The sequence below is a fragment of the Streptomyces sp. NPDC090077 genome (genome assembly GCF_044747545.1).
Taxonomy (GTDB): Bacteria; Actinomycetota; Actinomycetes; order Streptomycetales; family Streptomycetaceae; genus Streptomyces.
The window spans coordinates 353,577-374,628 of record NZ_JBIVEG010000003.1 but is presented as its reverse complement, the minus strand read 5'-3'; the positions used below and the strand labels follow the sequence as shown (position 1 = coordinate 374,628).

The window sequence follows — 21,052 nt, the reverse complement described above, 5'->3', positions numbered from 1 at the left end:
TCCCCCGTGGGTGGCCGGTCGGACCACGATACGGAAAGCGGTGCGCGCTGTCCCGGGGTTCGACGGCACCTTCTCCGGGGTGCCGGGCGGGGGTCCTACTCAGGGCCCCCACAAGGGAACTGAGCATCCGTACTCAGGTCCGGGCGCGGCCGGGCCGCCATCGTGGGGGCATGTCCACACAGTCTTGTGATCCGCGGCCGCGCGTCGGCATAACCGCCGTCGGCAGCCTGCTGCCCGAGGACGTGCTGTCCTCCGACGAACTCCAGCGGGAGGTGGCCCGGCGCTCCGGACTGGCGCTGCCCGGACGGCTGCTGACGCAGGCCACCGGGATCGTCTCGCGCCGGGTCGCGGCTCCGGGGGTGTACGCGTCCACGCTCGCGGCGGGTGCCGCGCGCCGGGTGCTGGACTCGGCCGGGCTCACCCCGATGGACGTGGACCTGCTGGTCTTCGCCTCCGCCTCGCGGGACCTGGTGGAGCCGGCGACCGCGCACATCGTGCAGGCCGAACTGGGTTCCAGGGCGCATGCGGTGGACGTGACCAACGCCTGCAACAGCTTCGTGAACGGGATCGACCTCGCCCGGAGCGCGGTCCTCGCCGGGCGGGCCCGGCGGGCGCTGGTGGTCACCGGGGAGACCCCGAGCCGGGCGGTGCGGATGGACCCGGCGGACTTCGCGGAGTTCCGCAGCGGCTTCGCCGGCTACACCTTCGGCGACGCGGGTGCGGCCGTCCTGCTGGAGGAGGTGGAGCGGGGCGGGATCCTGGACGTGGACGGTGAGACGCATTCGGAGCACTGGGAGGTCGGGGGCATCCCGGGCGGCGGGTCGCGGCACCCGCGGGGGGACGCGTACACGTACTTCCAGGGGGACGGGCACGAGCTGCGCGGGGTGTTCGAGAAGGTGGGGACGGCGGTCGTCGACCGGACGCTGCACCGGGCGGGCACGGACTGGGACGGCTTCGCGAAGGTGCTGGTGCACCAGGTGACGGTGCCGTACCTGGAGCGGTTCGCGGAGCTGACCGGGGTGCCGGCGGAGAAGCTGGTGGTGACGGTGCCCGAGCTGGGGAACGTGGCGAGCGCGAGCATCGGGGTGCAGCTGGACCGGGTCTTCCCGGAGCTGGCGGCCGGGGACCGGGTGCTGTTCGTGGGGCTGGGCGGCGGGATCAGCATCATGACGATGGTCTGGGAGAAGTCGTGAGCACGCGGATGTGGGTGGTGGTGCCCGCGCACGAGGAGGCGGCGCGGCTGTCCGGGACCCTGGGGGCGCTGGCCGCGCAGCGGGACCGGGACTTCACGCTGCTGGTGGTGGACAACGCCTCGGCGGACGGGACGGGCCGGATCGCGCGGGAGTTCGCGGCGCGGGCGCCGTTCCCGGTGGAGGTGATCGAGGAGCCGGAGAAGGGGGTCGGGTCCGCGGTGGACACCGGGTTCCGGTACGCGATCGGGCGGGGCGCGACGCTGCTGGCGCGGACGGACGCGGACTGTCTGCCCCGGCCGGGCTGGACGGGGGCGGCGCGGGCCGCGCTGCGGGACCGGCCGGGGTTGGTGTGCGGGCGGGTCACTGCCCGCCGCGACGAGCACGGGCCGCTGGGGCGGGCCGGTTTCGCGGGGCTGGTGGCGGTGGCCGCGCTGTTCGGGCGGCTGCGGCCGGAGCACGCCCGCCGGAACGGGTTCCGGGCGCCGTACCGGATGCACGCGGGGAACAACATGGCGATCACCGCCGAGCTGTACCTGGCCGTGGGCGGGATGCCTCGGCGCCCGTCGCCGACGGACCGGCTGTTCCTGAACGCGGTGCGCCGCCACACCGACCGGATCTCCCGCTGCCGGGGCATGGTCGTGGAGAACTCCACGCGCCGGCTGCGCGCCTACGGCCTCGCCGGGACCGCCCGCTGGTACCTCGACCAGGGCAGCGGCACGCACGGAACGGACGACCCCCGCTGATGCTGGACCGACTCGACAAGGCGCTACGGGCCCGGCCCGAGCGGCCCGCCGTGCTCTCCGCAACCCGTTCGGGCGGCACCCGGGTGCGCGCCACCCGGGGTGAACTGGCCGAGCTGGCGGACGACTTCGCCGCCGCGCTGCATGCGCGCGGGCTGCGTGCCGGGGACACCGTCGGGGTGGCCGTGCGGCCCGGGCCGCGCGCCCTGGCGGTGCTGCTCGCGCTGTGGCGGCTCGGCCTGCGCGGCGCGGTGCTGGACCCAGGGGCCGGGGCGGAGGTGCTGCGGGCCCGGCTGGCGCTGGCGCGGCCGGCGCTGGTGCTGGCGGACGGCCCGGCGCAGGCGGTGGCGGGGTGGGCGCGGCCGCTGGCCCGGCGGGCGGCGCTGGAGCTGCCGGAGCTGGCGTCGCTGGGGCCGGTGGCCACGGTGGGGCCGCGGCTGCCGGGGTGCGCGCCCGCGCTGGAGCGGGGGGCGCCGCGGGCGGGGGTGCCCGCCGGGTACGACGGCGAGGGCGACGCGGTGATCGTGTTCACCTCCGGGACCACCTCGCGGCCGCGGGCCGTGGTGCACACCCGGGCGGGACTGGCCTCCGGGATGGGGACGGTGTCGGAGCTGTTCGACGGCGTTCCCGACGGGCCCGTGCTGGGCGGGACCTTCTTCGTGCTGGTGCCGTCCCTGACGCGCGGGGCGCCGGTCGCGCTGCCGGCCCGCTCCCCCGCGACGCTGGCCCGGCAACTGGCGCGGCTGCGGCCGCGGGACACCTATCTGACGCCGCCGCAGCTGCGGGACGCGCTCGGTGCGGGGGCCCGCTTCGGGGGGCGGGTGTGGACGGGTTCGGCTCCGGCGGGCGCCGGCCTGCTGGGCCGGGTCCGGGAGGCGGGTGCGGAGCAGGCGTGGGGGGTGTACGCGCTGACCGAGCTGTTCCCGGCGGCGGCGGTGGAGTCGCGGGAGAAGGCCGCCTTCGAGGGGGCCGGGGACCTGGTCGGGAGCCCGCTGCCCGGGGTGCGGACGGCCGTGGACGCGGACGGCCAGCTGCTGCTGACCGGGCCCGCGGCCCGGGACCGCTACCTGGGCGAGGAGCCCGACCCGTGGGTGGCGACGGGCGACCGGGCGCGTCTGGACCCGGGCGGCCGGATCGTGCTGGAGGGCCGTTGCAAGGACATGGTGCTGCGCCGGGCGGAGAACATCTACCCGGGCCTGTACGAGCCGGCCCTGCACGTGCCGGGGGTGGAGCTGGGCGTGCTGGTGGGGGTTCCGGCGGGTGACGGGGACGAGCGTCTGGTGGCGGTGGTCCAGCCGCAGCCGGGGGTCTCCGAGCCGGCCCTGCGCGCCGCGCTGTCGGAGCCGCTGCGGCGGATGGGGGCGGCCCGGCCGGACGCGCTGCTGTTCGCGCGGATCCCGTTGTCGGGGCGCTCGCGCAAACCGGACCGGGCGGCGGCGTCGGCGCTGGCGGCCCGGCTGGTGACGGCTGCGGGGAGGCGGCCGTGAGCCTGTGGGTGGTGGTCCCCGCGTACGACGAGGAGGCCTCGATCGGGGGGACCCTGGCGGCGCTGGCCGCGCAGCGGGACACGGGGTTCCGTCTGGTGGTGGTCGACAACGCCTCCACCGACGGGACGGCGCGGATCGTGCGGGAGTTCGCGCGTTCGGCGCCCTTCCCCGTCGAGCTGGTCCACGAGCCCGAGCCGGGGGCGGGGACCGCCGCGGACACGGGTTTCCGGCACGCGGTGCGGGGCGGGGCGCGGCTGCTGCTGCGTACGGACGCGGACTGTCTGCCCGCCCGGGACTGGACGGCGGTCGCCCGGGCCGAGTTCGGCCGGGGCGCGGAGGTGCTGTGCGGGCGGAGCGTGCCGCGCCGCGACGAGCGGCCGACGTTCGCCGAGGCCCGGCTGCTGCCCGCGCTGGTGCGGCTGTCGGCGCTGTACGGGCGCCGGCGTTCCGCGCACCGGGACCCCCGCTACCTCGCGCCGTACGTGCTGTGCCACGGGCACAACCTCGGCATCACGGCCGAGTTGTACGTGCGCTGCGGCGGGGCGCCGCGGGAGCGGCTGGAGGAGGGGTCGGAGGACGTCACCCTGCTCAACCGGGCCCGCGAGCACAGTGCGCGGGTGGTGCGCGTCGAGCACCTGGTGGTGCAGAGCAGCCTGCGGCGGCTGCGTTCGTGGGGTGCGCGGCGCACCCTGCTCTGGTATTGGGACCGGCGTTACCGGCCCGCCGACACGAAAGAGGTCCACGTCCGATGAGGAGCACCGCCCAGGCCCGGGCCCGTCGGCGCGACCGCCGGGTCTACCTGCGCAGCCATCCGCTGCTGTTCGGGCTGCTCGCCGCCACGCGGGGGCGGGCCGCGCGCCGGGTCGGGGGGACGGTGCTGGTGCACGACGCCGGGGCCTACCGGGAGGCGCTGACCGGGATCCCGCTGGACCGGGCGGCGGCGGGCACGACGGGCGGGGCCGCGCGGGAGGCGCTGGGCGGGGCGGGCGGGGTGCTGTTCGACCAGGAGGGCGGGGGGCACCGGACGGGCCGGCGTTCCCTCGCGGAGGGGCTGGGCGCGGCGGGGGTGGAGGAGCTGCGGGTGCGGTGGCGGCCGCTGCTGGTGCGGGGGCTCGCGCCGCTGGGCCGGGGTGCGGAGGCGGACGTGGTGGCGCTGGCGCGGGAGCTGGCCGGGACGGTGGCGGGGGCCCTGCTGGGCTGTCCGGCCGGGCCGGGGGCGCTCGCGGAGGCGGCCGCGGAGGCCGCGTCGGCCTCGGTGCGCGGCCACCTGCCGGGCCCGCGGCGGCCCGGGGCGGCGGCGGCCGCGGCCCGGGCGGCGGAGCGCCTGCGGGTGCTGCTGGGCGGCGGGGAGGCCCTGGACGCGATGGTGGCGGTGGCCGCGGTGAACACCACCGTGGCGGCGGTGCCCCGGGCGGTCGCCTGGTGCGCGGACGCCGGGCTGTGGGGGCAGGCCGCGGACGCGGGGCTGCGGCCCCTGCTGGCGCGGGAGCTGCTGCGGGTCACGGCGGCCTCGCCGGTGCTGCCCCGGGTCGCGGCGGGGGCGGGGACGGTCGGGGGCTGTCCGGTGCGGGTCGGGGACCGGCTGCTGCTGGTGGCCCGGCACGCGGCGGGGGCGCACCGGCGCGACCCGGACGGGCGGGATCCGGCGGGGGCGGGGGTGGCGCGGCTGGTGTTCGGGGCGGGGCCGCACGTGTGTCCGGGGGCCCGGCTGGCGACGGTGCTGCTGGAGGACGTGCTGGAGGCGCTGGCCCCGTACGGGCCGGTGGTGGTGCGCGCCCGGGTGGACCGGCGGGCGGCCCTGCCGGGGTGGCGGGTGCTGACGTTGAGGGCGGGGAGGGCGGGTACGTGAGGGTCGCGGTGACGGGGGCGAGCGGGTTCTGCGGCGGTCACGTCGCCCGTGCCGCGGCGGCGGCCGGGCACGCGGTGGTCGGGCTGGGCCGCCGGCCGGGTCCGGTGGGCGAGCACCGGTTCTGGGACGCGGCGGCGGCCGGGCCGGACCTGTCGGGGGTGGACCTGGTGGTGCACTGTGCGGCCGCGGTGGGCGATCCGGCGCCGGGCCGGCGGGCGGAGGCGGCGATGCGCGCCGTGAACGTGGACGGTACGGCGCGGCTGCTGCGGGCGGCGGCGGGCCGGCCGGTGGTGTGGGTGAGCAGTGCGAGCGTCTACGACCCGCGGCGCGGCCGCGGGCTGGTCACGGAGGACCATCCGCGGGCGAACCACCTGAACGCCTACGGCCGTACGAAGGCGGCGGGCGAGGCCCTGGCGCTGGCGGCGGGCGCGGTGGTGCTGCGGCCGAGGGCGGTCTACGGCCCGGGGGACACGCAGCTGCTGCCGCGTCTGCTGTCGCGGGTGCGCGGCGGGACCCTGCTGCTGCCGGGGCCGGACGTGGAGCTGAGCCTGACGGCGGTGGAGAACCTGGCGGACGCCTGCCTGGCGGCGCCGGGCTGGGCGCCGGGCGCGTACAACGTGGCGGACGGGGCTCCGTACGCGCGGGACGCGGCGGTCGCGGCGGTCCTGCGCGCCCACGGGTCGGGGGCGCGGATCCGCCGGCTGCCCCTGCCGGTGGCGGTGGCGGTGGCCCGTGCTGCGGAGTCGGCGGCCCGTCTGACGGGCACGGAGCCGGCCCTGAGCCGGTACGCGGTGGACCAGCTGGCGCACCCGGTGGTGCTGGACCTGTCCAGGGCCCGCGCGCAGGGGTGGACCCCGCGGCGGACCCTGGAGGACTACCTCAGCTCTCGGCCGGCGTGAGCCGCAGGGAGATGCTGTTGATGCAGTAGCGCTGGTCGGTGGGGGTCGGGTACCCCTCACCCTCGAACACGTGGCCGAGGTGGGAGCCGCACGTCGCGCAGAGGACCTCGGTGCGGACCATGCCGTGCGAGGTGTCGGCCTTCAGCTCCACCGCGTCGGTGTCCTTCGGGTCGAAGAAGGACGGCCAGCCGCAGTGCGACTCGAACTTCTCCGACGAGCGGAAGAGCTCGGCGCCGCAGCCCCGGCAGGAGTAGACGCCCTCCGTCTTGGTGTCGGTGTACTCACCGCGGAAGGCGGGCTCGGTGCCGGCGAGGCGGAGCACCTGGTACTCGGACGGGGTCAGCTCCGCCTGCCACTGCTCGTCCGTCTTCTGGACCTCGTACGCCATGACGCTCCCGCTCCCTCAGTTCGACAGGCGGGCGAGGATCTTCGGTCCCAGATCCGTGACGTCGCCCGCGCCCATGGTGAGAACGAGATCGCCGGGCTTGGCCATTCCCGCGACGACCTCGGCGACGGCGTCCTTGTCGTGTTCGGCGGCGACGTCGGCGCCCGCGCTGCGGGCGGCGGAGATGATCAGCTCGCTGGTGATGCCGGGGATCGGGTCCTCGCGGGCCGGGTAGATGTCGAGGACCACGGAGGCGTCGGCCAGGGCGAGGGCCTGGCCCATCTCCTTGCCCAGTTCCTGGGTGCGGGAGAAGAGGTGGGGCTGGAAGACGACCAGGATGCGGGAGTCCCCGGCGGCGCCGCGGATGGCCTCCAGGTCGGCGGTCATCTCGGTGGGGTGGTGCGCGTAGGAGTCGATGACCTGGACCCCGGCGGCCTCGCCCTTGAGCTGGAGGCGGCGCTTGACGCCGGTGTACTTGCCGAGCGCGGCGGCGAGGTCGTCGGCCGGGATGCCGAGGGCGACGCCGGCGGTGAGGGCTGCGACGGCGTTGTGGGCGTAGTGGCGGCCGGGGACGGAGACGGTGAAGACGATCTCGCGCCCGTCCATCACGACCTCGACCTCGCTGGTCAGGCCGCGGGGGGTGACCTTGCGGATCCAGACGTCGGCGGTCTCGTCCTCGCCGTACGTCTTGACGATCAGGTCGGGGTTGCCGCTGACGCGGCCGGCGATCTCGGCGGCGCCCTCCTGGCCGTGGGCGACGACGAGGGTGCCACCGGGGACGACCTTGCCGACGAAGGTCTCGAAGGACTCGTAGATCTCGTCCATCGACGCGTAGTTCGCGTGGTGGTCGAGCTCCGCGTTGAGGATGATCGCGACCTGCGGGGTGTACTTGTGGAAGCTGCGGTCGCTCTCGTCCGCCTCGGCCACGAAGACGTCGCCCTCGCCGTGGTGGGCGTTGGAGCCGGGGGCGTCCAGGTCGCCGCCGATGGCGTACGAGGGGTCCAGGCCCAGGGCGCTGAGCGCGACGGCCAGCATCGAGGTGGTGGTGGTCTTGCCGTGGGTGCCGGCGACCGCGATCGGGCGCAGGCCGTCCATGACGGAGGCGAGGGCGTCCGAGCGGTGCACGACCGGGATGCCGAGCTCGGCGGCGCGCGCCAGCTCGGGGTTGTCGGCGCGGATGGCGCTGGAGACGACGACGCAGGTGGCGTCGGCGGCGAGGTGGCCGGCGGCGTGCCCGATGTGGACCGTGGCCCCGTGGGCGCGCAGCGCCTGGGCGGTCTCGGAGTCACGGGAGTCACTGCCGGCCACCTGCGCGCCGCGCTGGGCGAGGATCTTCGCGATGCCGGACATGCCGGCGCCGCCGATGCCGATGAAGTGGGGCCGTTCCATCGCGGTCGGCAGGCCGGGCTTCATTCAGGTCGCTCCAGGATCGAGTGGGTGGGGCTGTGCCCCCAGCCTATTCGTTGTGGGCGAAGAGCTTGAGCACCGGAACCCCGACCTTGTGCCGCGCGCGGGAGGCCCAGTCGCGGTGGAAGAACTCCTCGACGAAGTGGGGGGCGGTCAGGACGATCACCTCGTCGGCGTCCGTCTCGTCGACGACGCTCTTGAGGTGGTCGAGGGGATGGGCCTCGATGATCTGCCCGACGGCCTTGGCACCCTTCCTGCGCAGGGCCGCCAGGGAGTGTTCGAGGGCCTTGGCGGCGGGCCCCCGGGCGGCCTCTCCCTCGGGCACGTCGGCCTCGTGGAGGGCTTCGGGCAGCTCGCCGAGCGCCACGTCGTCGATGGCACGGAGCAGTCGGTCCTGGTCGCCCCTGGGTTGCATGAGGACGACGAAGGAGACCTGGTCGTCTCCGTGCAGGGTGGTGACGAAGTCCACGTCCACCGTGGTCAGCGGCTGCTCGATCATCAATACGCTCGTGAACACGGACGCCCTCTCCTTCATGGGCCGAGGCCGGTCGGCCGGCCCCTGCGGAAACCATCCTGCCCCGCCGTCGCGCGGGGCCTCGCGAGTATGTGTGCCCAGGTATGTGCCCGTCGGAAGCAAAGCGGAACGAGAAATTCCGCTCTGTGTCAGATCCGACGGTAGCTGGTGAACAGGAACCCGGCCTCCTCCAGTACGCAGGCGGGCGCGAGCCGGTGCGGAACCGTGACGGAGGGCCCTCCGGAGATCCGCTGGGCCCCGCCGGCGGTGAGCGTCGGGGAGATCGTCAGGCACAGCTCGTCGAGCACGTCGGCGGCCACGAACTGGCCCAGCAGCCTCGGCCCGCCCTCGGTCAGCTGGCGCCGCAGCCCCCGCGCGGCCAGCTCGCGCACCGTCCGCTCCGGATCCGCTCCGGCCCCCTCGCCCGCCACCACGACCTCGGCCCCGGCCGCGACGGCCTCGGCCACCCGGCCGGCGGGGGCCCCGGCCCCGGTCACGACCAGGGTGGGCACCAGCGGCGAGGTGAACAGGGGCAGCGTGAAGTCCAGCTCCAGGCTCGCGCTGACCACCGCGATGGCGGGCGCGGGACCCTGCCCCGCGGCCGCGCGGCGGGCGGCGAAGGCCTCCCGGGCCCGCGCCGGGCGGTAGCCCTCCTGGCGAACCGTTTCCGCCCCCACGACCACCACATCGGCCAGGGCCCGCAGGGTGCCGAAGATCCGCATGTCCGTCTCGCCCGAGATCGGCTGGGAGCGCCCGTCGTGCTGGGCCGCCCCGTCCAGGGTGGAGACCATGTTGGCCCGCAGCCAGTGGGCGCCGGGGGCCAGCTCGGGGTAGGCGTAGACGTCGGCGAGCTCGTCCAGCGACCACTCCCGGTCGCCGGACGGCCACGCGGGGTCGGCGGGGCCCCCGGGAGCGGCGGATGTCTGATCGGTCACAGGGAACAGGCGTCGCATCGGTGCAGTGTGACACGCCCCGTAGAGTTAAGAGCTGTGTCAACATCACTCTCCACCTCTGGTCCTGCCTCCGGGCAGCCCCCCATAGCCGACGCGGGCCCACTCGCCCTGTGCGCCCGCGAACCGCGCGTGCCCGCCGAACGGCTGGTGGCCGAGATGGTCCCGCCGCCGCGCTTCGACTCGGTGCGCTTCGACACCTACGACCCCGACCCCACGCAGCCGAGCCAGGCCGAGGCCGTCTCCGTGCTGAGCGCGTTCGCCGCAGGCCTGGGCGGGGCCCACGCCAGCGGTGACGGCAAGCGCAAGTGGTTCCGGAAGAAGGCCCCCGCCCCGGCCCCCGGCCCGCGCGGGGTCTACCTCGACGGCGGCTACGGCGTCGGCAAGACCCACCTCCTCGCCTCGCTCTGGCACGCCACCCCGGCCGAGCCCGCGCTCAAGGCCTTCGGCACCTTCGTGGAGCTCACCAACCTGGTCGGCGCGCTCGGCTTCCAGCAGACGGTGCAGACCCTGGGCGGGCACCGGCTGCTGTGCATCGACGAGTTCGAGCTCGACGACCCGGGCGACACCGTGCTGGTCTCCTCGCTGCTCAGCCGCCTCGTGGAGCAGGGCGTGGCGCTGGCCGCCACCTCCAACACGCTGCCCGGCAAGCTCGGCGAGGGCCGCTTCGCCGCCGCCGACTTCCTGCGCGAGATCCAGGGGCTGTCCGCCCACTTCCGGCCGCTGCGCATCGACGGCCAGGACTACCGCCACCGCGGCCTGCCCGAGGCCCCCGCGCCCTTCTCCGACGAGCAGGTCGCGAAGGCCGCGTACGCGACCCCCGGCGCGAGCCTCGACGACTTCCCGGGCCTGCTGGAGCACCTGGCGAAGGTCCACCCGAGCCGCTACGGGGCGCTGACCGACGGGATAGCGGCGGTCTGCCTGACCGACGTCGTCCCGGTGCCGGACCAGTCGACCGCGCTGCGCCTGGTGGTGCTGGCCGACCGGCTCTACGACCGCGAGGTCCCGGTACTGGCCTCCGGGGTGCCCTTCGACCGGCTGTTCAGTGACGAGATGCTCAACGGCGGTTATCGGAAGAAGTACTTCCGAGCCATATCGCGGCTCACCGCGCTCGCGCGTGACGCGAAACCCCTGGTGTCCCAGTAGGTTTGGCACGGCCGGGTCGCTCCTCGCGGCCCGGCCGTTTCCACTTCTGCGAAGGGACCACCATGGCCACCACGCGTCACGCGCACACCGTCTGGGAAGGCAACCTGCTGGAGGGCAAGGGTCAGGTGACCCTCGACTCCTCCGGCCAGGGCTCCTTCGACGTCTCCTGGCCCTCCCGCGCCGAGGCCGCGAACGGCAAGACCAGCCCCGAGGAGCTGATCGCCGCCGCCCACTCCAGCTGCTTCTCGATGGCCCTCTCGCACGGCCTCGCGGGCGCCGGCACCCCTCCCACCCGCCTGGAGACCAAGGCCGACGTCACCTTCCAGCCGGGTGAGGGCATCACCGGCATCCACCTGACCGTCACGGGCGAGGTCCCGGGTCTGGACGAGGCCGGTTTCACCGCCGCCGCCGAGGACGCCAAGAAGAACTGCCCGGTCAGCCAGGCCCTGACGGGGACCACGATCACCCTGAGCGCCCAGCTCGCCTGATCCTCCCACCACCACCGGGCCCCCGCACACCGCGCCGGGGCCCGGTGGGGTGACGGGCCGCGCCCGGCGCACGCGTCGCGGCCCCCGGTGCGGCGCGCCGTGGTACCACGGGCCGGTCACATCTCCAGCCGTCCACCGGGGAGTTGCCGATGTCCGTCACCCGACGCAGCCTGCTCGCGGCCGGCGCGGTCGCCTTCAGCGGGGCCCTCGGAGCGCTCTGCGCCCCGGGCCGCGCCCCCGCCTCCGCCCGGGGGTACGGGCCGCTGCTGCCCGACCCGGCCGGACTGCTCGACCTGCCCGCGGGGTTCTCGTACCGGGTGCTCTCGCGCGCCGGGGACCCGCTGCGCTCGGGCGGCGGCACGGTACCGGCCAACTGCGACGGCATGGCCGCCTTCGGCGCGGGCGGCGGCGGGGTCCGCCTGGTCCGCAACCACGAGAACCGCGCCACCGCCGCGCTGCGCGTACCCGCCGTGGACGGGCTCACGTACGACCCCGGGGCGCTGGGCGGGTGCACGGTGCTGGAGCTGGACCCGGCGGGCGCGGTGCGCGGCGAACGGGTCGGCCTCGCCGGGACCGCCGTCAACTGCGCGGGCGGCCGCACCCCCTGGAACACCTGGCTGAGCTGCGAGGAGACCGAGGACCGGGCGGGCGACTCGGGGTACTCCCGGGACCACGGGTACGTCTTCGAGGTGGACCCCGCCGACCCGCACCGGCTCGGCGCCGTCCCGCTGACCGCGCTCGGCCGGTTCGCGCACGAGGCGGTCGCCGTGGACCCGTACCGGGGGGTGGTGTACGAGACCGAGGACGCGTTCGTGCGGCCCTTCGGGCTCTTCTTCCGGTTCCTGCCCGCGCGGCCGCTCGGCGGTCCGGGCTCGCTGCGGTCGGGCGGCGTGCTGGAGGCGATGCGGGTGCCCGGGGTGGCGGACCTGTCGGCGGTGGACGAGCCGGGGGCGGAGTTCCCGGTGGAGTGGGTCCCGGTACCGGACCCGTCGGCGGCCGTGACGCCCGTCCGCTTCCAGGACTTCGGGCCGCGCGGGATCACCCACGCGCAGAAGCTGGAGGGCTGCTACTGGGGCGGGACCGGGGTGTACTTCGTCTCCAGCTACGCCCGGGGCCGCGAGGGGGCCGCCGCCGACCACCACGGGCAGGTCTGGTTCCACGACCCGGTGCGCGGCCGGGTCCGGCTGGAGGTGCTCTTCGGTCCGGCGGCGGACACCGCCCTGCCCGGGGACTCCCCCGACAACATCTGCCTGGCGCCCGACGGGGGGCTGATGGTGTGCGAGGACGGCGGCGGCGAGCAGTACGTCTTCGGCGTCACCCCGGCCGGGGCGGTCTACCCGGTGGCCCGCAACGCGGACGACATCGGAACGGCCGGGACGCCGGAGTGGGGGGAGTTCGCGGGGGTCACCTTCTCCCCCGACGCGCGGACGATGTACGTCAACGCCTACACGCCGGGCACCACCTTCGCGGTGACCGGCCCCTGGCGCTGACCCCGGGCCCGGGTCCGGCCGTCTCGCGCGCGCGTCCGACGTGCCGCACGATCGTACGGAACCGACCGGATCGGGGTGGACAGCGGTGGCGAAGAAGGACAAGCACGGCGAGCGCGGCACGAACGGCGACGGCGGCGCGGAGGCGGTCCGCGAGGATCCCGGCCCGGCGCTCGCACCGCTGCTGCGGGTGGCGCCCGGGGAGCGGGTCGGCCTCGCCTCCCTGGACACCTCCGCCACCCCGGGCGGACCGTCCGGCAAGGCGGCCGGCATCGAGGACGCCGCCCGGACGGCCGCACCGCTGGCCTCCCTCCAGGAGCGGCTCTACGCGGCCAGCACCGCCGGGGACCGCCGCAGGGTGCTGCTCGTCCTCCAGGGCATGGACACCAGCGGCAAGGGCGGCACGGTCAAGCACGTGGCCGGCCGGTTGAACCCGTCCGGCTGCCGGATCAGGGCGTTCAAGGCCCCCACCCGCGAGGAGCGCGCCCACTCCTTCCTCTGGCGGATCGAGAAGGCGCTCCCCCGGCCCGGCGAGATCGGCGTCTTCGACCGCTCGCACTACGAGGACGTCCTCGTCGCCCGGGTCCGCGAGCTGGTGCCGGCCGACCGGGTGGAGCGCCGCTACGCGCAGATCAACGCGTTCGAGAAGGCCCTCGCCGACGACGGCGTGACCCTGGTGAAGGTCTTCCTGCACATCGGCCGGGAGGAGCAGCGCGAACGGCTCCTGGCCCGGCTCGACGACCCGGACAAGCACTGGAAGTTCAGCACCGGGGACATCGAGGACCGGGCGCTGTGGCCCGCGTACCGGGAGGCGTACGAGCTGGCGCTGGAGCGCTGCTCCACGGAGGCGGCGCCCTGGTACGTGGTCCCCGCGGACCGCAAGTGGTACCGCAACTGGGCGGTCGGCCGGCTGCTGCTGGAGCACCTGGAGGCGATCGGGCCGGCGTACCCGCCGGGCGACTTCGACGTGGAGGAGTGCCGCGCCCGCCTGCTCTCGGACTGACTCCGCCGGGATCCGGACACCCCGCCGCTCACCCGCCTGTCGTGCGGCTCTCTTATCGGAAAGTCATATATTTTGCGTGCGTGACCCTTTCTGCACGCAAAGTGGCGGCCTTCGCCCTGCTCGGCGCGGCCCTCGCGGGGTGCGGGGGCGCCCCCTCGGGCCCCCCGCAGGGCGCCGGACAGGCCCGCCTGGCCAGTCCCGCCGCCTCCGGTCCGGCCACCGCGTCCGCCCAGGCCTCCCCCTCCGCCCCGGCCTCCCCTTCCGCCCCGGCCTCCCCGCTGCCCGGTGCCCCCGCCAAGGTGCCGGTGCTGACCCCCGGCGCGAACGGCCTGACCCCCGTCTTCGAGCGGACCCGGCAGCGCTCCGAGAAGACGGTGGCGCTCACCTTCGACGCCGACATGACCTCCGACCAGGGACCGCGCGCCGCCTCGGGGGAGCACTTCGACAACCCCGACCTGATCGCGACCCTGCGCCGGCTGAAGGTGCCCTCGACGGTCTTCATGACCGGGCGCTGGGCCGAGGAGTACCCCGACCAGGCCAAGTCCATCGGCACGGACCCGAACTTCGAGGTCGCCAACCACTCGTACAGCCACCACGCCTTCAAGTCCCCCTGCTACGGGCTCCCCGCGCTGGACGGCGAGGCCGCGCGGGCCGACGTGGAACGGGCCTTCGCGGCGTTCCGGAAGGCGGGTGCGGTCAACACCGTCCCGTACTTCCGCTTCCCCGGCGGCTGCTACGACGACCGGGCGCTGAAGGCCCTGGCCCCCGCGAAGGTCACGGCCGTGCAGTGGGACGTGGTCAGCGGCGACGCCTTCGCGAAGGACCCCGACGCGGTGGCGGAGCAGGTGCTGGCCGGGGTGCAGCCCGGGTCGGTGGTGGTCATGCACTGCACGCGCAGCGCGGCCCCGGTGACCGAGCAGGCGATCCAGAAGATCGTCCCCGAGCTGCGGAAGCGGGGATTCCGATTCGTGAAGGTGTCGGAGCTGATGGGGAAGTGACGTTCCTTCCCCCTCGGCACCGGACCGGTCCCGGCCCCTGCCCCTGAGTCAGCTCCGGCGCCTGCCGGCCAGGCAGGCCACCGCCCCCGCCGCACCGGCCAGCAGCAGCGCCCCCGCGAGCGCGCCGAGCGGGAGCGGCGTGGTGTCCGCACGTGCCGCCCCGACCAGGGCGGACACCGCGCTGCGGGCCGGGGAGAAGGCCACGACCCAGGCCAGCAGCGAACCCACGCCCCCGGCGAGGACGGCCCGCCCCCGCCCGCGGAGCAGCGGCCTGCTGCACACCGCGCCCACGGCCGCCCCCGTCAGCGCGCACACCGCCACCGCCACCGCTCCGGCGAGGACCGCAGCGGCCGGCGGCCGGTGCGCGAGGTCGCCGAGCAGCAGGGCGTAGGCCGCGCCCGCCGCACCGGCGAGCAGCGTCCCGGTCAGCGCGGTCAGCAGGGCCGCCGCGTGCACCCGTACCGGACCGGCCGCGGCGGCGGAGACGGCCCGGGCGGCCGGGGGTTCGGCGGTGACGCAGATCCGGACCAGCCAGGCGCTCAGCGGCACCAGGCCGGCGGCCGCGTAGCCGAGGGCGTCGAGCGCCGGGTCGTGGGAGCGCACGCCGACCGCGAGGAACGCCGCGTACACGACGAGCGGGGCGATCCAGTGCTGGGAGCGCAGCAGCAGGGCGCCCTGGTAGCGCAGCAGGGCGGTCACGGTCACGGGAGTTCCTCCACGGCGCGGATGTGCCAGGGCGGGCCGGCGGTGAGCAGCTCGCGCAGGACGGCGTCGGAGCGGGCGGCGTCCACGGTCAGCAGGATCCCGCCGTCGGGGGCGGGTTCGGCCGCGGCGGCCAGGCCCGGGGGCGGGGCGGCGCCGGGCGGGCCGGCCGCGTGGATGCGTACGGCGGCGGCGCGCGCGGCGGGCTGCGCGTCCGCGGCCTCCAGGGCGCCGCCGCGCACCCGGTAGTGGGCGTCGGGCAGGCCGGCGAGCCGTGCGGGGTCGTGGTCGACGAAGACCACCGTGCCCCCGGCTGCGGTGCGTTCGGCGACGGCGCGGTCCAGTTCCGCCCGGGCGGGCGCGTCCAGCCCGGTCCAGGCCTCGTCGAGGACGAGCAGTCCCGGCCCGGCGAGGAGTGCCTGGGCGACGGCCACCTTCTGGCTGGTGCCCTTGGACAGTTCGGCCATCGGGGTGCGGGCGTACCCGGCGGCGCCGAAGCGCTCCAGCCCCTCGGCCGCCCGCCGGGCCGCCGTCGCGCCCGTCAGCCCGTGCACCCGTCCCAGGTGGGTCAGGTAGGCGCCGGCCGTGAGCGGCAGGGCCGCCGGGAAGCGTTCGGGCACGTAGGCGGTGCGGGGCGGGCGGCCCTCGATCCGGCCCTCGGTCGGCGTGTCGATGCCGGCGACGACGCGCAGCAGGGTGGATTTGCCGCCGCCGTTGCCGCCTTCGACCCGGACCAGGGCGCCGGCCGGCAGCTCGGCGGTGATCCCGCGCAGCACCCAGGGCCGCCGCCTTCCGTAGCGGTGGCCCACCCCGGTGAGCCTCAGTGCGCGGCCGCCGTCTCGGTGACCTCGCTGGGCCGGACGATGACGAAGCCCTCGCCGCTCAGCTTCAGCTGGACGGCTTCGCCCGAGCCGCCGCGGATCATGGAGCCGACGGACTGGGAACGGTGCAGCCCGGTCTCCAGCGCCGCGCTCCAGCCGACGACCGCGTCCGTGTCCACGTACACCGGCGCCTGTGCGGTGACCGGGATGATGATCGGGCTGCCGTCGCAGACGACGGCGAGCTTGCCGGTGCCGGTGAAGAGGCTGTTGAAGAGGCCGCCGCCGGTCATCCCGGCGCCCTTGACCATCTTGATCTCGTAGGACAGCGTCGGGTCGAAGCACAGCACGTTGCGCCCGTTGATCGTCAGGGCGTCGCCGGGCTCCAGGTCGATGATGAAGCAGTTCCCGGCCTGGTGCGCGAACCAGGCCTCGCCCTGCCCGCGTACGGACATCAGCGCGAGCCCCTCGCCGGTGACGGCCCGCTTGAGCATGCCGCCTATGCCCTGGCCCTTGCGCTCGAACTGGAGGTTGCCGCGGAAGGCGACCATGGAGCCCTGGCGGGCGAACATCTCCCCGTTCACGGCGTACTTGACGGACTTGGCGTTCTGCAGGGTCATGCCGGGCGCGGCGGCGGGCTGGGCGAGGTTCTCGCTCGCGAAAAGGTCGCTCTTCATGGAGAAGATCCTCGCCCGCGCCAACGACCCGGGACATCATCCTGAAGACGGAGGCTGGCATCCTTGTGAGGATGAGCAGCCAGCACGTGAACGAGACCACAGACGTACCCGCGGTCGGCGCGGACAGCCCCTTCCGGCGCGAGCACGCCCTGCGCGACGAGGCCCCGCAGTTCGTCCTGCCGCTGGTGGTGCGGATCGAGAAGGCCGAGCCGCCGGCCCGGACCGACGCGCTGGAGACGGCGGCCCGTGCGGTGCTGGTGCTGCTGACGGACGAGCGCGCGCACGGCGAGGGCGAGTGGGCGCGGGCGGTGCGCGACTGGCAGGACGCGCGGATCCGCAAGGTGGTCCGGCGGGCGCGCGGTGCGGAGTGGCGCAAGGCGGGGACCCTGCCGGGCGTGACGGTGGAGGGGCGGGCCTCGGAGGTCCGGGTCTTCCCGCCGGTCCCCCTGGACGGCTGGCCCAAGGAGCTGGCCAAGCTCCAGGTGTCGGGCACCGACCTCGACGACCCGGAGCCGGCCGGCCCGGTCGAGCCGGGGATCCCGGTGCTGTGGCTGAACCCGGACCTCGACATGTCGGCGGGCAAGGCCATGGCCCAGGCGGGGCACGCGGCGCAGCTGGCCTGGTGGGAGCTGACGGCCGCCGAACGCGCCCTGTGGCAGGCGTCCGGCTTCCGGCTGGCGGTGCGCACGGCCCCGCGCGAGCGGTGGGCGGAGCTGAGCGGCAGCGGCCTGCCGGTGGTCCGCGACGCGGGCTTCACCGAGATCGCCCCGGGTTCCTGCACGGTGGTCTCGGACCACCCGGCGCTACGCGCCCGGCTCTGATGCGTTCCGCCCGGCGCTGGACCGGTCCGTCCGGCTCCGCACCGGCGTGGCGGTTCCGTCCTGGTGGGGCCTGAGACGCCGGTGCCGGACGTGGAACCTCAAATGTTGCTCTGAACGTCCCCTCCTGGTGGTTGGCCGGCCGCTGCCGGGGCCATCACTTCGGCATACGGTCCGCATAAAGGGGGCGAGGGGGACATGAAGCCCATGGAACGCCTGGGGGTGGGCATCGGCTGGCGGCCGGAGATCGCGGACGCGGTCGAGCGGCTGGACGGCCTGGACTGGGTCGAGGTGGTGGCGGAGAACATCTGTCCGGGCCACCTCCCCGAGTCCCTGCTGCGGCTGCGCGAGCGGGGGGTCCGCGTCGTGCCGCACGGGGTCTCGCTGGGCCTGGGCGGGGCCGACCGCCCCGATCCGGCGAAGCTGGCGGCGCTCGGCGAGCGGGCCGTGGCCCTCGGGGCGCCGCTGGTCACCGAGCACATCGCCTTCGTGCGCACGTCCTCGCCGCTGCTGGAGGCCGGGCACCTGCTGCCGGTGCCCCGGACCCGGGACGCGCTGGCCGTGCTGTGCGAGAACGTGCGGATCGCGCAGGACGCGCTGCCCGTGCCGCTGGCGCTGGAGAACATCGCGGCGCTGGTGTCCTGGCCCGGGGAGGAGCTGACGGAGGGGCAGTTCCTGACGGAGCTGGTCGAGCGGACCGGGGTGCGGCTGCTGATCGACGTGGCGAACCTGCACACCAACCGGGTCAACCGCGGCGAGGACCCGGCCGCCGTGCTGGACGCGGTCCCGCTGGAGGCACTGGCGTACGTGCACGTGGCCGGGGGCGTGGAGCGCGACGGCGTCTGGCACGACACCCACGCGCACCCCGTGCCGCCGGTGGTGCTCGACGTCCTGGCCCGGCTGCGCGAGCGGGTGGACCCGCCCGGGGTCCTGCTGGAGCGGGACGACGACTTCCCGCCCGAGGCGGAGCTGGCCTCCGAAGTGGCGCGGATCCGCGCGGTGGTGGACGCGGGCGGGCCGCCGGGGACCGTACGGGACCGGGTGGCCCTGCGCGAGGAGGCCCCCGGCCCGGCCGGTGAGGCCGCGCGGACCCGGCTGGCGCTGGGGCAGGCGGCCCTGCTGTCGGCCCTGGTGGCCGGGACGCCCGTACCGGAGGGCTTCGACCGGCAGCGCGTCCGGGTACAGGCGCGGGCGCTGGCCGCCAAGCGGGCCTCGGTGGTCGCGAAGGTCGCGCCGGAGCTGCCGGAGCTCCTGGGCGGCCGCGCCGCCTACCGCGAGGCGTTCCTCGGCTACGCCCGCGGCCGCCCCATGACGGCCGGGTACCGCCGCGACGCGCTGGACTTCGCCGAGCACCTCCTCGTGCGGGACCTGCCGGCCGACCCGGCCGCCCGGCGCCGCCTCACCGCCTGGTGGCGGGAGCGGGCGGGAGCGCGGCCGCGGAACAGGGCCGTGCGCTGGGCCCGCGCCCTGCTGGGACGGACCCCGTGAACGCGCTGGCCGTCGCCGTGTGGGCGGCCGTCGCCCTCTCCACCGTCCTGCTGCTGCGCGCCGTGCGCCGCGCCCGCCCGCCGCTGTCCGGTCCCGCGCCGGAGCTGCACGACCTGTCCGAGGCCGCGTTCCTCGCGGGCGGTCCCGGAACCGTGGTCGACAGCGCGCTCGTCTCGCTGCTCGGGGACGGCCGGCTGGCCGTCGGCGGCCCGGGGATCGTGCAGGCCCGGCCCGGCGCGCGGGGCGCGGACCCCGCCGAGCGGGCCGTGCTGCTGGCGCTCGCCCAGGCCCCGTCCGGGTGGCTGTACCAGGTGCGGTACGCCGCCATGCGCGAGCCGGCCGTCCAGGAGACCGGGGACGCCCTGGCCGCCCGCGGGCTGCTCTCGGCCCCGGGAGCGGGGCGCGGGGCGCGGCGCTGGGGGCTGGTGCAGGCGGTGGTGTGCGTGGCCCTGGTGCCGGTGACGCTGCCGCTCACCTTCGTGTTCTGGGCGCTGTACCCGGAGCCCCAGGTGCCGTTCATCCTCAAGGTGCTCCCGGCGCTGCTGGGCGGCCTCGTGGCGGGCGTGGTGTGCGCGCGGCGGGCGCGGCTGCGGATCACCCCGGCGGGGCGGCGGGCGCTGGCCCGGTTCCGGGCCCGGTACGCGGCCGATCCGGCGCCGCGGGTGCAGACCGCGCTGTTCGGGCTGCGCGGGCTCCGTGACCCGTACCTGCGCGAGCAGCTGGTGCCGGCGGCCCGGGGCACGCGGCTGGCGGCGGCCCAGTCCCGGGGGCGCGGGCACGGCTCCTCGGACACATTCGGGTCGGCGTCCTCGGAGCTGCTTCCGGTGCTGTGGTGCGCGGGCGGTGACGGCGGGGTCGGGTCCTCCGGGTCCGGTGGCTGCGGATCCTCTGGAAGCAGCTGTTCCGGTGGCTCCGGTTCGGGCTGCTCGGGTGGTTCCGGTTCCAGCTGCTCCGGCAGTTCCGGTTCCAGCTGCTCCAGCAGTTCGAGTTGCAGCAGTTCCTCCGGTTCCAGCTGCTCCAGCAGTTCCTGACCGACCATCACCAGCGCATCACGAGCTGCTCACGCTTGGGCACCGGCCGCCGGAAAGCGGCTCCGGCGGCTGTAGAAATCGGCCATGTTCTGGATCTTGTTCCTGCTGCTGGCGTGGGCCGGGGTGCTGACCTCGGCCGCCCGCCTGCTGCGGGCCTCCACCGAGGCCGCCGAGCCGGCGCCGCGCCCCGCCGCCGGCCGGCCGCCGGGCGCGCTGAACCTGTACGAGGCCGCGTACCTGTCCGGCGGTCCGGAGCGGGTCGCCGTGCTGACCCTGCTGTCGATGGAGCGCCGGCACCGGCTGCTGCTGACCCGCACGGGCTGGGCCACCGTGCTCGACCCGGTCGCCCGGGACGCGCACGAGCGGGCGGTGCTGGCCGCGTTCGGCCCCGACGGCCAGTCCCCGGTGTCAGCGCTGCGGCGGGCCGCCGCCGCGCACCCGGCCGTACGGGCCCTCGCGGACCGGCTGGACGCGGCGGGCCTGGCGGTGCCGTGCGGGGTGCGGGACGCGGTGGCGGACGGGGTCCGGTCGGTGCGGTGGGCCGCCGTACTGGTGGCGGCCATGGCGGCGGCCTCGCTGGTCCTCCCGGAGGACGGGGCGGACGTGTCGAAGGTGCTGTACTGGTTCGCCCTGCCGATGCTCCTCTCGGTGTGCGCCCTGGCCACCGCCGGCCCCGCCCCCTCCCCCTGGGCCTCCCCGGCCGGGCAGCGGCTGCTCGTGGCCCTGGACCGCGAACGCGGCACCGGCGACCCCCTGGCCGCGGTGGCCGTCCGGGGCCTGAGCGCGGTGCACGACCCGGACCTGCGGGCGGCGCTGGGACGCGCCTAGGGGTGTCCGGCGAGAGCGCGTGCCGGGCGTCGCGGGGCAGGCGCTGCCCGGCCGACGCCCGGATCGGCCCGATCCGCCCTGGTGCTCCCGGGCCCCGGCCCGATCCGGGTGTCCGGCGAGAGCGCGTGCCGGGCGTCGCGGGGC

22 protein-coding genes are annotated in these 21,052 nt (G+C 76.1%); 15 read left to right on the top strand and 7 right to left on the bottom strand.

The genetic code is table 11. The features are described from left to right. Positions 1 to 170 precede the first annotated feature (170 nt). Genes ACIPW5_RS08565 through ACIPW5_RS08540 form a run of 6 tightly spaced genes read left to right on the top strand, consistent with a single transcriptional unit; the run spans position 171 to position 6,168 of the window. The gene (locus tag ACIPW5_RS08565) at positions 171 to 1,193 is read left to right on the top strand and encodes a 3-oxoacyl-ACP synthase III family protein (RefSeq protein ID WP_401242159.1); all 1,023 of its coding nucleotides are present in this window, start codon (positions 171 to 173) and stop codon (positions 1,191 to 1,193) included. Further along, the gene (locus tag ACIPW5_RS08560) at positions 1,190 to 1,936 is read left to right on the top strand and encodes a glycosyltransferase (protein ID WP_401242156.1); all 747 of its coding nucleotides are present in this window, start codon (positions 1,190 to 1,192) and stop codon (positions 1,934 to 1,936) included. The genes ACIPW5_RS08565 and ACIPW5_RS08560 overlap by 4 nt, the downstream gene beginning before the upstream one ends. Continuing rightward, a complete protein-coding gene (locus ACIPW5_RS08555) occupies positions 1,936 to 3,420 on the top strand; it encodes a class I adenylate-forming enzyme family protein (protein ID WP_401242154.1) in 1,485 nt (494 codons plus the stop codon). Before ACIPW5_RS08560 ends, ACIPW5_RS08555 begins: the two co-directional genes overlap by 1 nt. Then, a complete protein-coding gene (locus tag ACIPW5_RS08550) occupies positions 3,417 to 4,172 on the top strand; it encodes a glycosyltransferase family 2 protein (RefSeq protein WP_401242151.1) in 756 nt (251 codons plus the stop codon). The genes ACIPW5_RS08555 and ACIPW5_RS08550 overlap by 4 nt, the downstream gene beginning before the upstream one ends. Continuing rightward, positions 4,169 to 5,269 (top strand): cytochrome P450, encoded by a 1,101-nt coding sequence (locus ACIPW5_RS08545; RefSeq protein ID WP_401242148.1) that lies wholly within the window; start codon positions 4,169 to 4,171, stop codon positions 5,267 to 5,269. The genes ACIPW5_RS08550 and ACIPW5_RS08545 overlap by 4 nt, the downstream gene beginning before the upstream one ends. After that, the gene (locus ACIPW5_RS08540) at positions 5,266 to 6,168 is read left to right on the top strand and encodes an NAD-dependent epimerase/dehydratase family protein (RefSeq protein ID WP_401242145.1); all 903 of its coding nucleotides are present in this window, start codon (positions 5,266 to 5,268) and stop codon (positions 6,166 to 6,168) included. Before ACIPW5_RS08545 ends, ACIPW5_RS08540 begins: the two co-directional genes overlap by 4 nt. Here ACIPW5_RS08540 and msrB read toward each other — a convergent pair. From msrB to ACIPW5_RS08520, 4 genes are all read right to left on the bottom strand, one after another. Then, a complete protein-coding gene (msrB, locus tag ACIPW5_RS08535; RefSeq protein WP_401242142.1) occupies positions 6,149 to 6,556 on the bottom strand; it encodes a peptide-methionine (R)-S-oxide reductase MsrB in 408 nt (135 codons plus the stop codon). The two genes, ACIPW5_RS08540 and msrB, sit on opposite strands and share 20 nt — an antisense overlap. Before the next feature lie 15 nt (positions 6,557 to 6,571). Next, complete coding sequence (murC, locus tag ACIPW5_RS08530; protein WP_401242139.1) at positions 6,572 to 7,966, bottom strand: UDP-N-acetylmuramate--L-alanine ligase; 1,395 nt, start codon at positions 7,964 to 7,966, stop codon at positions 6,572 to 6,574. Between the two features lie 43 nt (positions 7,967 to 8,009). Further along, complete coding sequence (locus ACIPW5_RS08525; RefSeq protein ID WP_401242137.1) at positions 8,010 to 8,477, bottom strand: indole-3-glycerol phosphate synthase; 468 nt, start codon at positions 8,475 to 8,477, stop codon at positions 8,010 to 8,012. A gap of 146 nt (positions 8,478 to 8,623) precedes the next feature. Further along, positions 8,624 to 9,427 (bottom strand): pyrimidine reductase family protein, encoded by an 804-nt coding sequence (locus ACIPW5_RS08520; protein WP_401242134.1) that lies wholly within the window; start codon positions 9,425 to 9,427, stop codon positions 8,624 to 8,626. Positions 9,428 to 9,463: 36 nt separating this feature from the next. On the opposite strand from ACIPW5_RS08520, the gene zapE reads away from it, so the two are divergent. The 5 genes from zapE to ACIPW5_RS08495 all read left to right on the top strand — a co-directional run bounded on the left by zapE (position 9,464) and on the right by ACIPW5_RS08495 (position 14,546). Further along, positions 9,464 to 10,570, top strand: a complete 1,107-nt coding sequence (zapE, locus tag ACIPW5_RS08515; protein WP_401242132.1) for a cell division protein ZapE — start codon at positions 9,464 to 9,466, stop codon at positions 10,568 to 10,570. Between the two features lie 62 nt (positions 10,571 to 10,632). Beyond that, on the top strand, positions 10,633 to 11,058 hold the full coding sequence (locus ACIPW5_RS08510; RefSeq protein WP_401242128.1) for an OsmC family protein: 426 nt from the start codon (positions 10,633 to 10,635) through the stop codon (positions 11,056 to 11,058). A gap of 149 nt (positions 11,059 to 11,207) precedes the next feature. Further along, positions 11,208 to 12,548, top strand: coding sequence for an alkaline phosphatase PhoX (locus ACIPW5_RS08505; protein ID WP_401242125.1), 1,341 nt, complete (start codon positions 11,208 to 11,210; stop codon positions 12,546 to 12,548). An 85-nt stretch (positions 12,549 to 12,633) separates the two neighbouring features. Beyond that, positions 12,634 to 13,548: a PPK2 family polyphosphate kinase gene (locus ACIPW5_RS08500; protein WP_401242122.1), complete on the top strand. Its 915-nt coding sequence runs from the start codon at positions 12,634 to 12,636 to the stop codon at positions 13,546 to 13,548. 80 nt (positions 13,549 to 13,628) lie between these two features. Next, positions 13,629 to 14,546 carry a polysaccharide deacetylase family protein gene (locus ACIPW5_RS08495; RefSeq protein WP_401242119.1) on the top strand — a complete coding sequence of 306 codons (918 nt, stop codon included), beginning with the start codon at positions 13,629 to 13,631 and terminating at the stop codon, positions 14,544 to 14,546. A gap of 48 nt (positions 14,547 to 14,594) precedes the next feature. On the opposite strand, the gene ACIPW5_RS08490 is transcribed toward ACIPW5_RS08495, so the two are convergent. From ACIPW5_RS08490 to ACIPW5_RS08480, 3 genes are read right to left on the bottom strand one after another with little or no spacing between them, the layout of a single operon-like run. Beyond that, positions 14,595 to 15,251 (bottom strand): ABC transporter, encoded by a 657-nt coding sequence (locus tag ACIPW5_RS08490; RefSeq protein ID WP_401242117.1) that lies wholly within the window; start codon positions 15,249 to 15,251, stop codon positions 14,595 to 14,597. Beyond that, positions 15,248 to 16,072, bottom strand: a complete 825-nt coding sequence (locus tag ACIPW5_RS08485; protein WP_401242246.1) for an ATP-binding cassette domain-containing protein — start codon at positions 16,070 to 16,072, stop codon at positions 15,248 to 15,250. The genes ACIPW5_RS08490 and ACIPW5_RS08485 overlap by 4 nt, the downstream gene beginning before the upstream one ends. After that, positions 16,069 to 16,743: an AIM24 family protein gene (locus ACIPW5_RS08480; protein ID WP_401242114.1), complete on the bottom strand. Its 675-nt coding sequence runs from the start codon at positions 16,741 to 16,743 to the stop codon at positions 16,069 to 16,071. Before ACIPW5_RS08480 ends, ACIPW5_RS08485 begins: the two co-directional genes overlap by 4 nt. A gap of 71 nt (positions 16,744 to 16,814) precedes the next feature. Here ACIPW5_RS08480 and ACIPW5_RS08475 point away from each other — a divergent pair, with 71 nt between their 5' ends. The 4 genes from ACIPW5_RS08475 to ACIPW5_RS08460 all read left to right on the top strand — a co-directional run bounded on the left by ACIPW5_RS08475 (position 16,815) and on the right by ACIPW5_RS08460 (position 20,908). Beyond that, positions 16,815 to 17,564 (top strand): peptidyl-tRNA hydrolase, encoded by a 750-nt coding sequence (locus tag ACIPW5_RS08475; protein WP_401242111.1) that lies wholly within the window; start codon positions 16,815 to 16,817, stop codon positions 17,562 to 17,564. 195 nt (positions 17,565 to 17,759) lie between these two features. Beyond that, positions 17,760 to 19,049, top strand: a complete 1,290-nt coding sequence (locus ACIPW5_RS08470; protein WP_401242108.1) for a DUF692 domain-containing protein — start codon at positions 17,760 to 17,762, stop codon at positions 19,047 to 19,049. Then, a complete protein-coding gene (locus ACIPW5_RS08465; RefSeq protein WP_401242105.1) occupies positions 19,046 to 20,080 on the top strand; it encodes a TIGR04222 domain-containing membrane protein in 1,035 nt (344 codons plus the stop codon). Before ACIPW5_RS08470 ends, ACIPW5_RS08465 begins: the two co-directional genes overlap by 4 nt. 84 nt (positions 20,081 to 20,164) lie before the next feature. Continuing rightward, positions 20,165 to 20,908, top strand: coding sequence for a TIGR04222 domain-containing membrane protein (locus tag ACIPW5_RS08460; RefSeq protein WP_401242102.1), 744 nt, complete (start codon positions 20,165 to 20,167; stop codon positions 20,906 to 20,908). The last annotated feature ends 144 nt before the right edge of the window (positions 20,909 to 21,052 follow it).

Coding starts and splice junctions, on each gene's coding strand:
- ACIPW5_RS08520 (WP_401242134.1), bottom strand. CDS start 9,427: ATGCGACGCCTGTTCCCTGTGACCGATCAGACATCCGCCGCTCCCGGG.
- ACIPW5_RS08505 (WP_401242125.1), top strand. CDS start 11,208: ATGTCCGTCACCCGACGCAGCCTGCTCGCGGCCGGCGCGGTCGCCTTC.
- ACIPW5_RS08470 (WP_401242108.1), top strand. CDS start 17,760: ATGAAGCCCATGGAACGCCTGGGGGTGGGCATCGGCTGGCGGCCGGAG.
- ACIPW5_RS08475 (WP_401242111.1), top strand. CDS start 16,815: ATGAGCAGCCAGCACGTGAACGAGACCACAGACGTACCCGCGGTCGGC.
- murC (WP_401242139.1), bottom strand. CDS start 7,966: ATGAAGCCCGGCCTGCCGACCGCGATGGAACGGCCCCACTTCATCGGC.
- ACIPW5_RS08510 (WP_401242128.1), top strand. CDS start 10,633: ATGGCCACCACGCGTCACGCGCACACCGTCTGGGAAGGCAACCTGCTG.
- msrB (WP_401242142.1), bottom strand. CDS start 6,556: ATGGCGTACGAGGTCCAGAAGACGGACGAGCAGTGGCAGGCGGAGCTG.
- ACIPW5_RS08480 (WP_401242114.1), bottom strand. CDS start 16,743: ATGAAGAGCGACCTTTTCGCGAGCGAGAACCTCGCCCAGCCCGCCGCC.
- ACIPW5_RS08545 (WP_401242148.1), top strand. CDS start 4,169: ATGAGGAGCACCGCCCAGGCCCGGGCCCGTCGGCGCGACCGCCGGGTC.
- ACIPW5_RS08565 (WP_401242159.1), top strand. CDS start 171: ATGTCCACACAGTCTTGTGATCCGCGGCCGCGCGTCGGCATAACCGCC.
- ACIPW5_RS08555 (WP_401242154.1), top strand. CDS start 1,936: ATGCTGGACCGACTCGACAAGGCGCTACGGGCCCGGCCCGAGCGGCCC.
- ACIPW5_RS08460 (WP_401242102.1), top strand. CDS start 20,165: ATGTTCTGGATCTTGTTCCTGCTGCTGGCGTGGGCCGGGGTGCTGACC.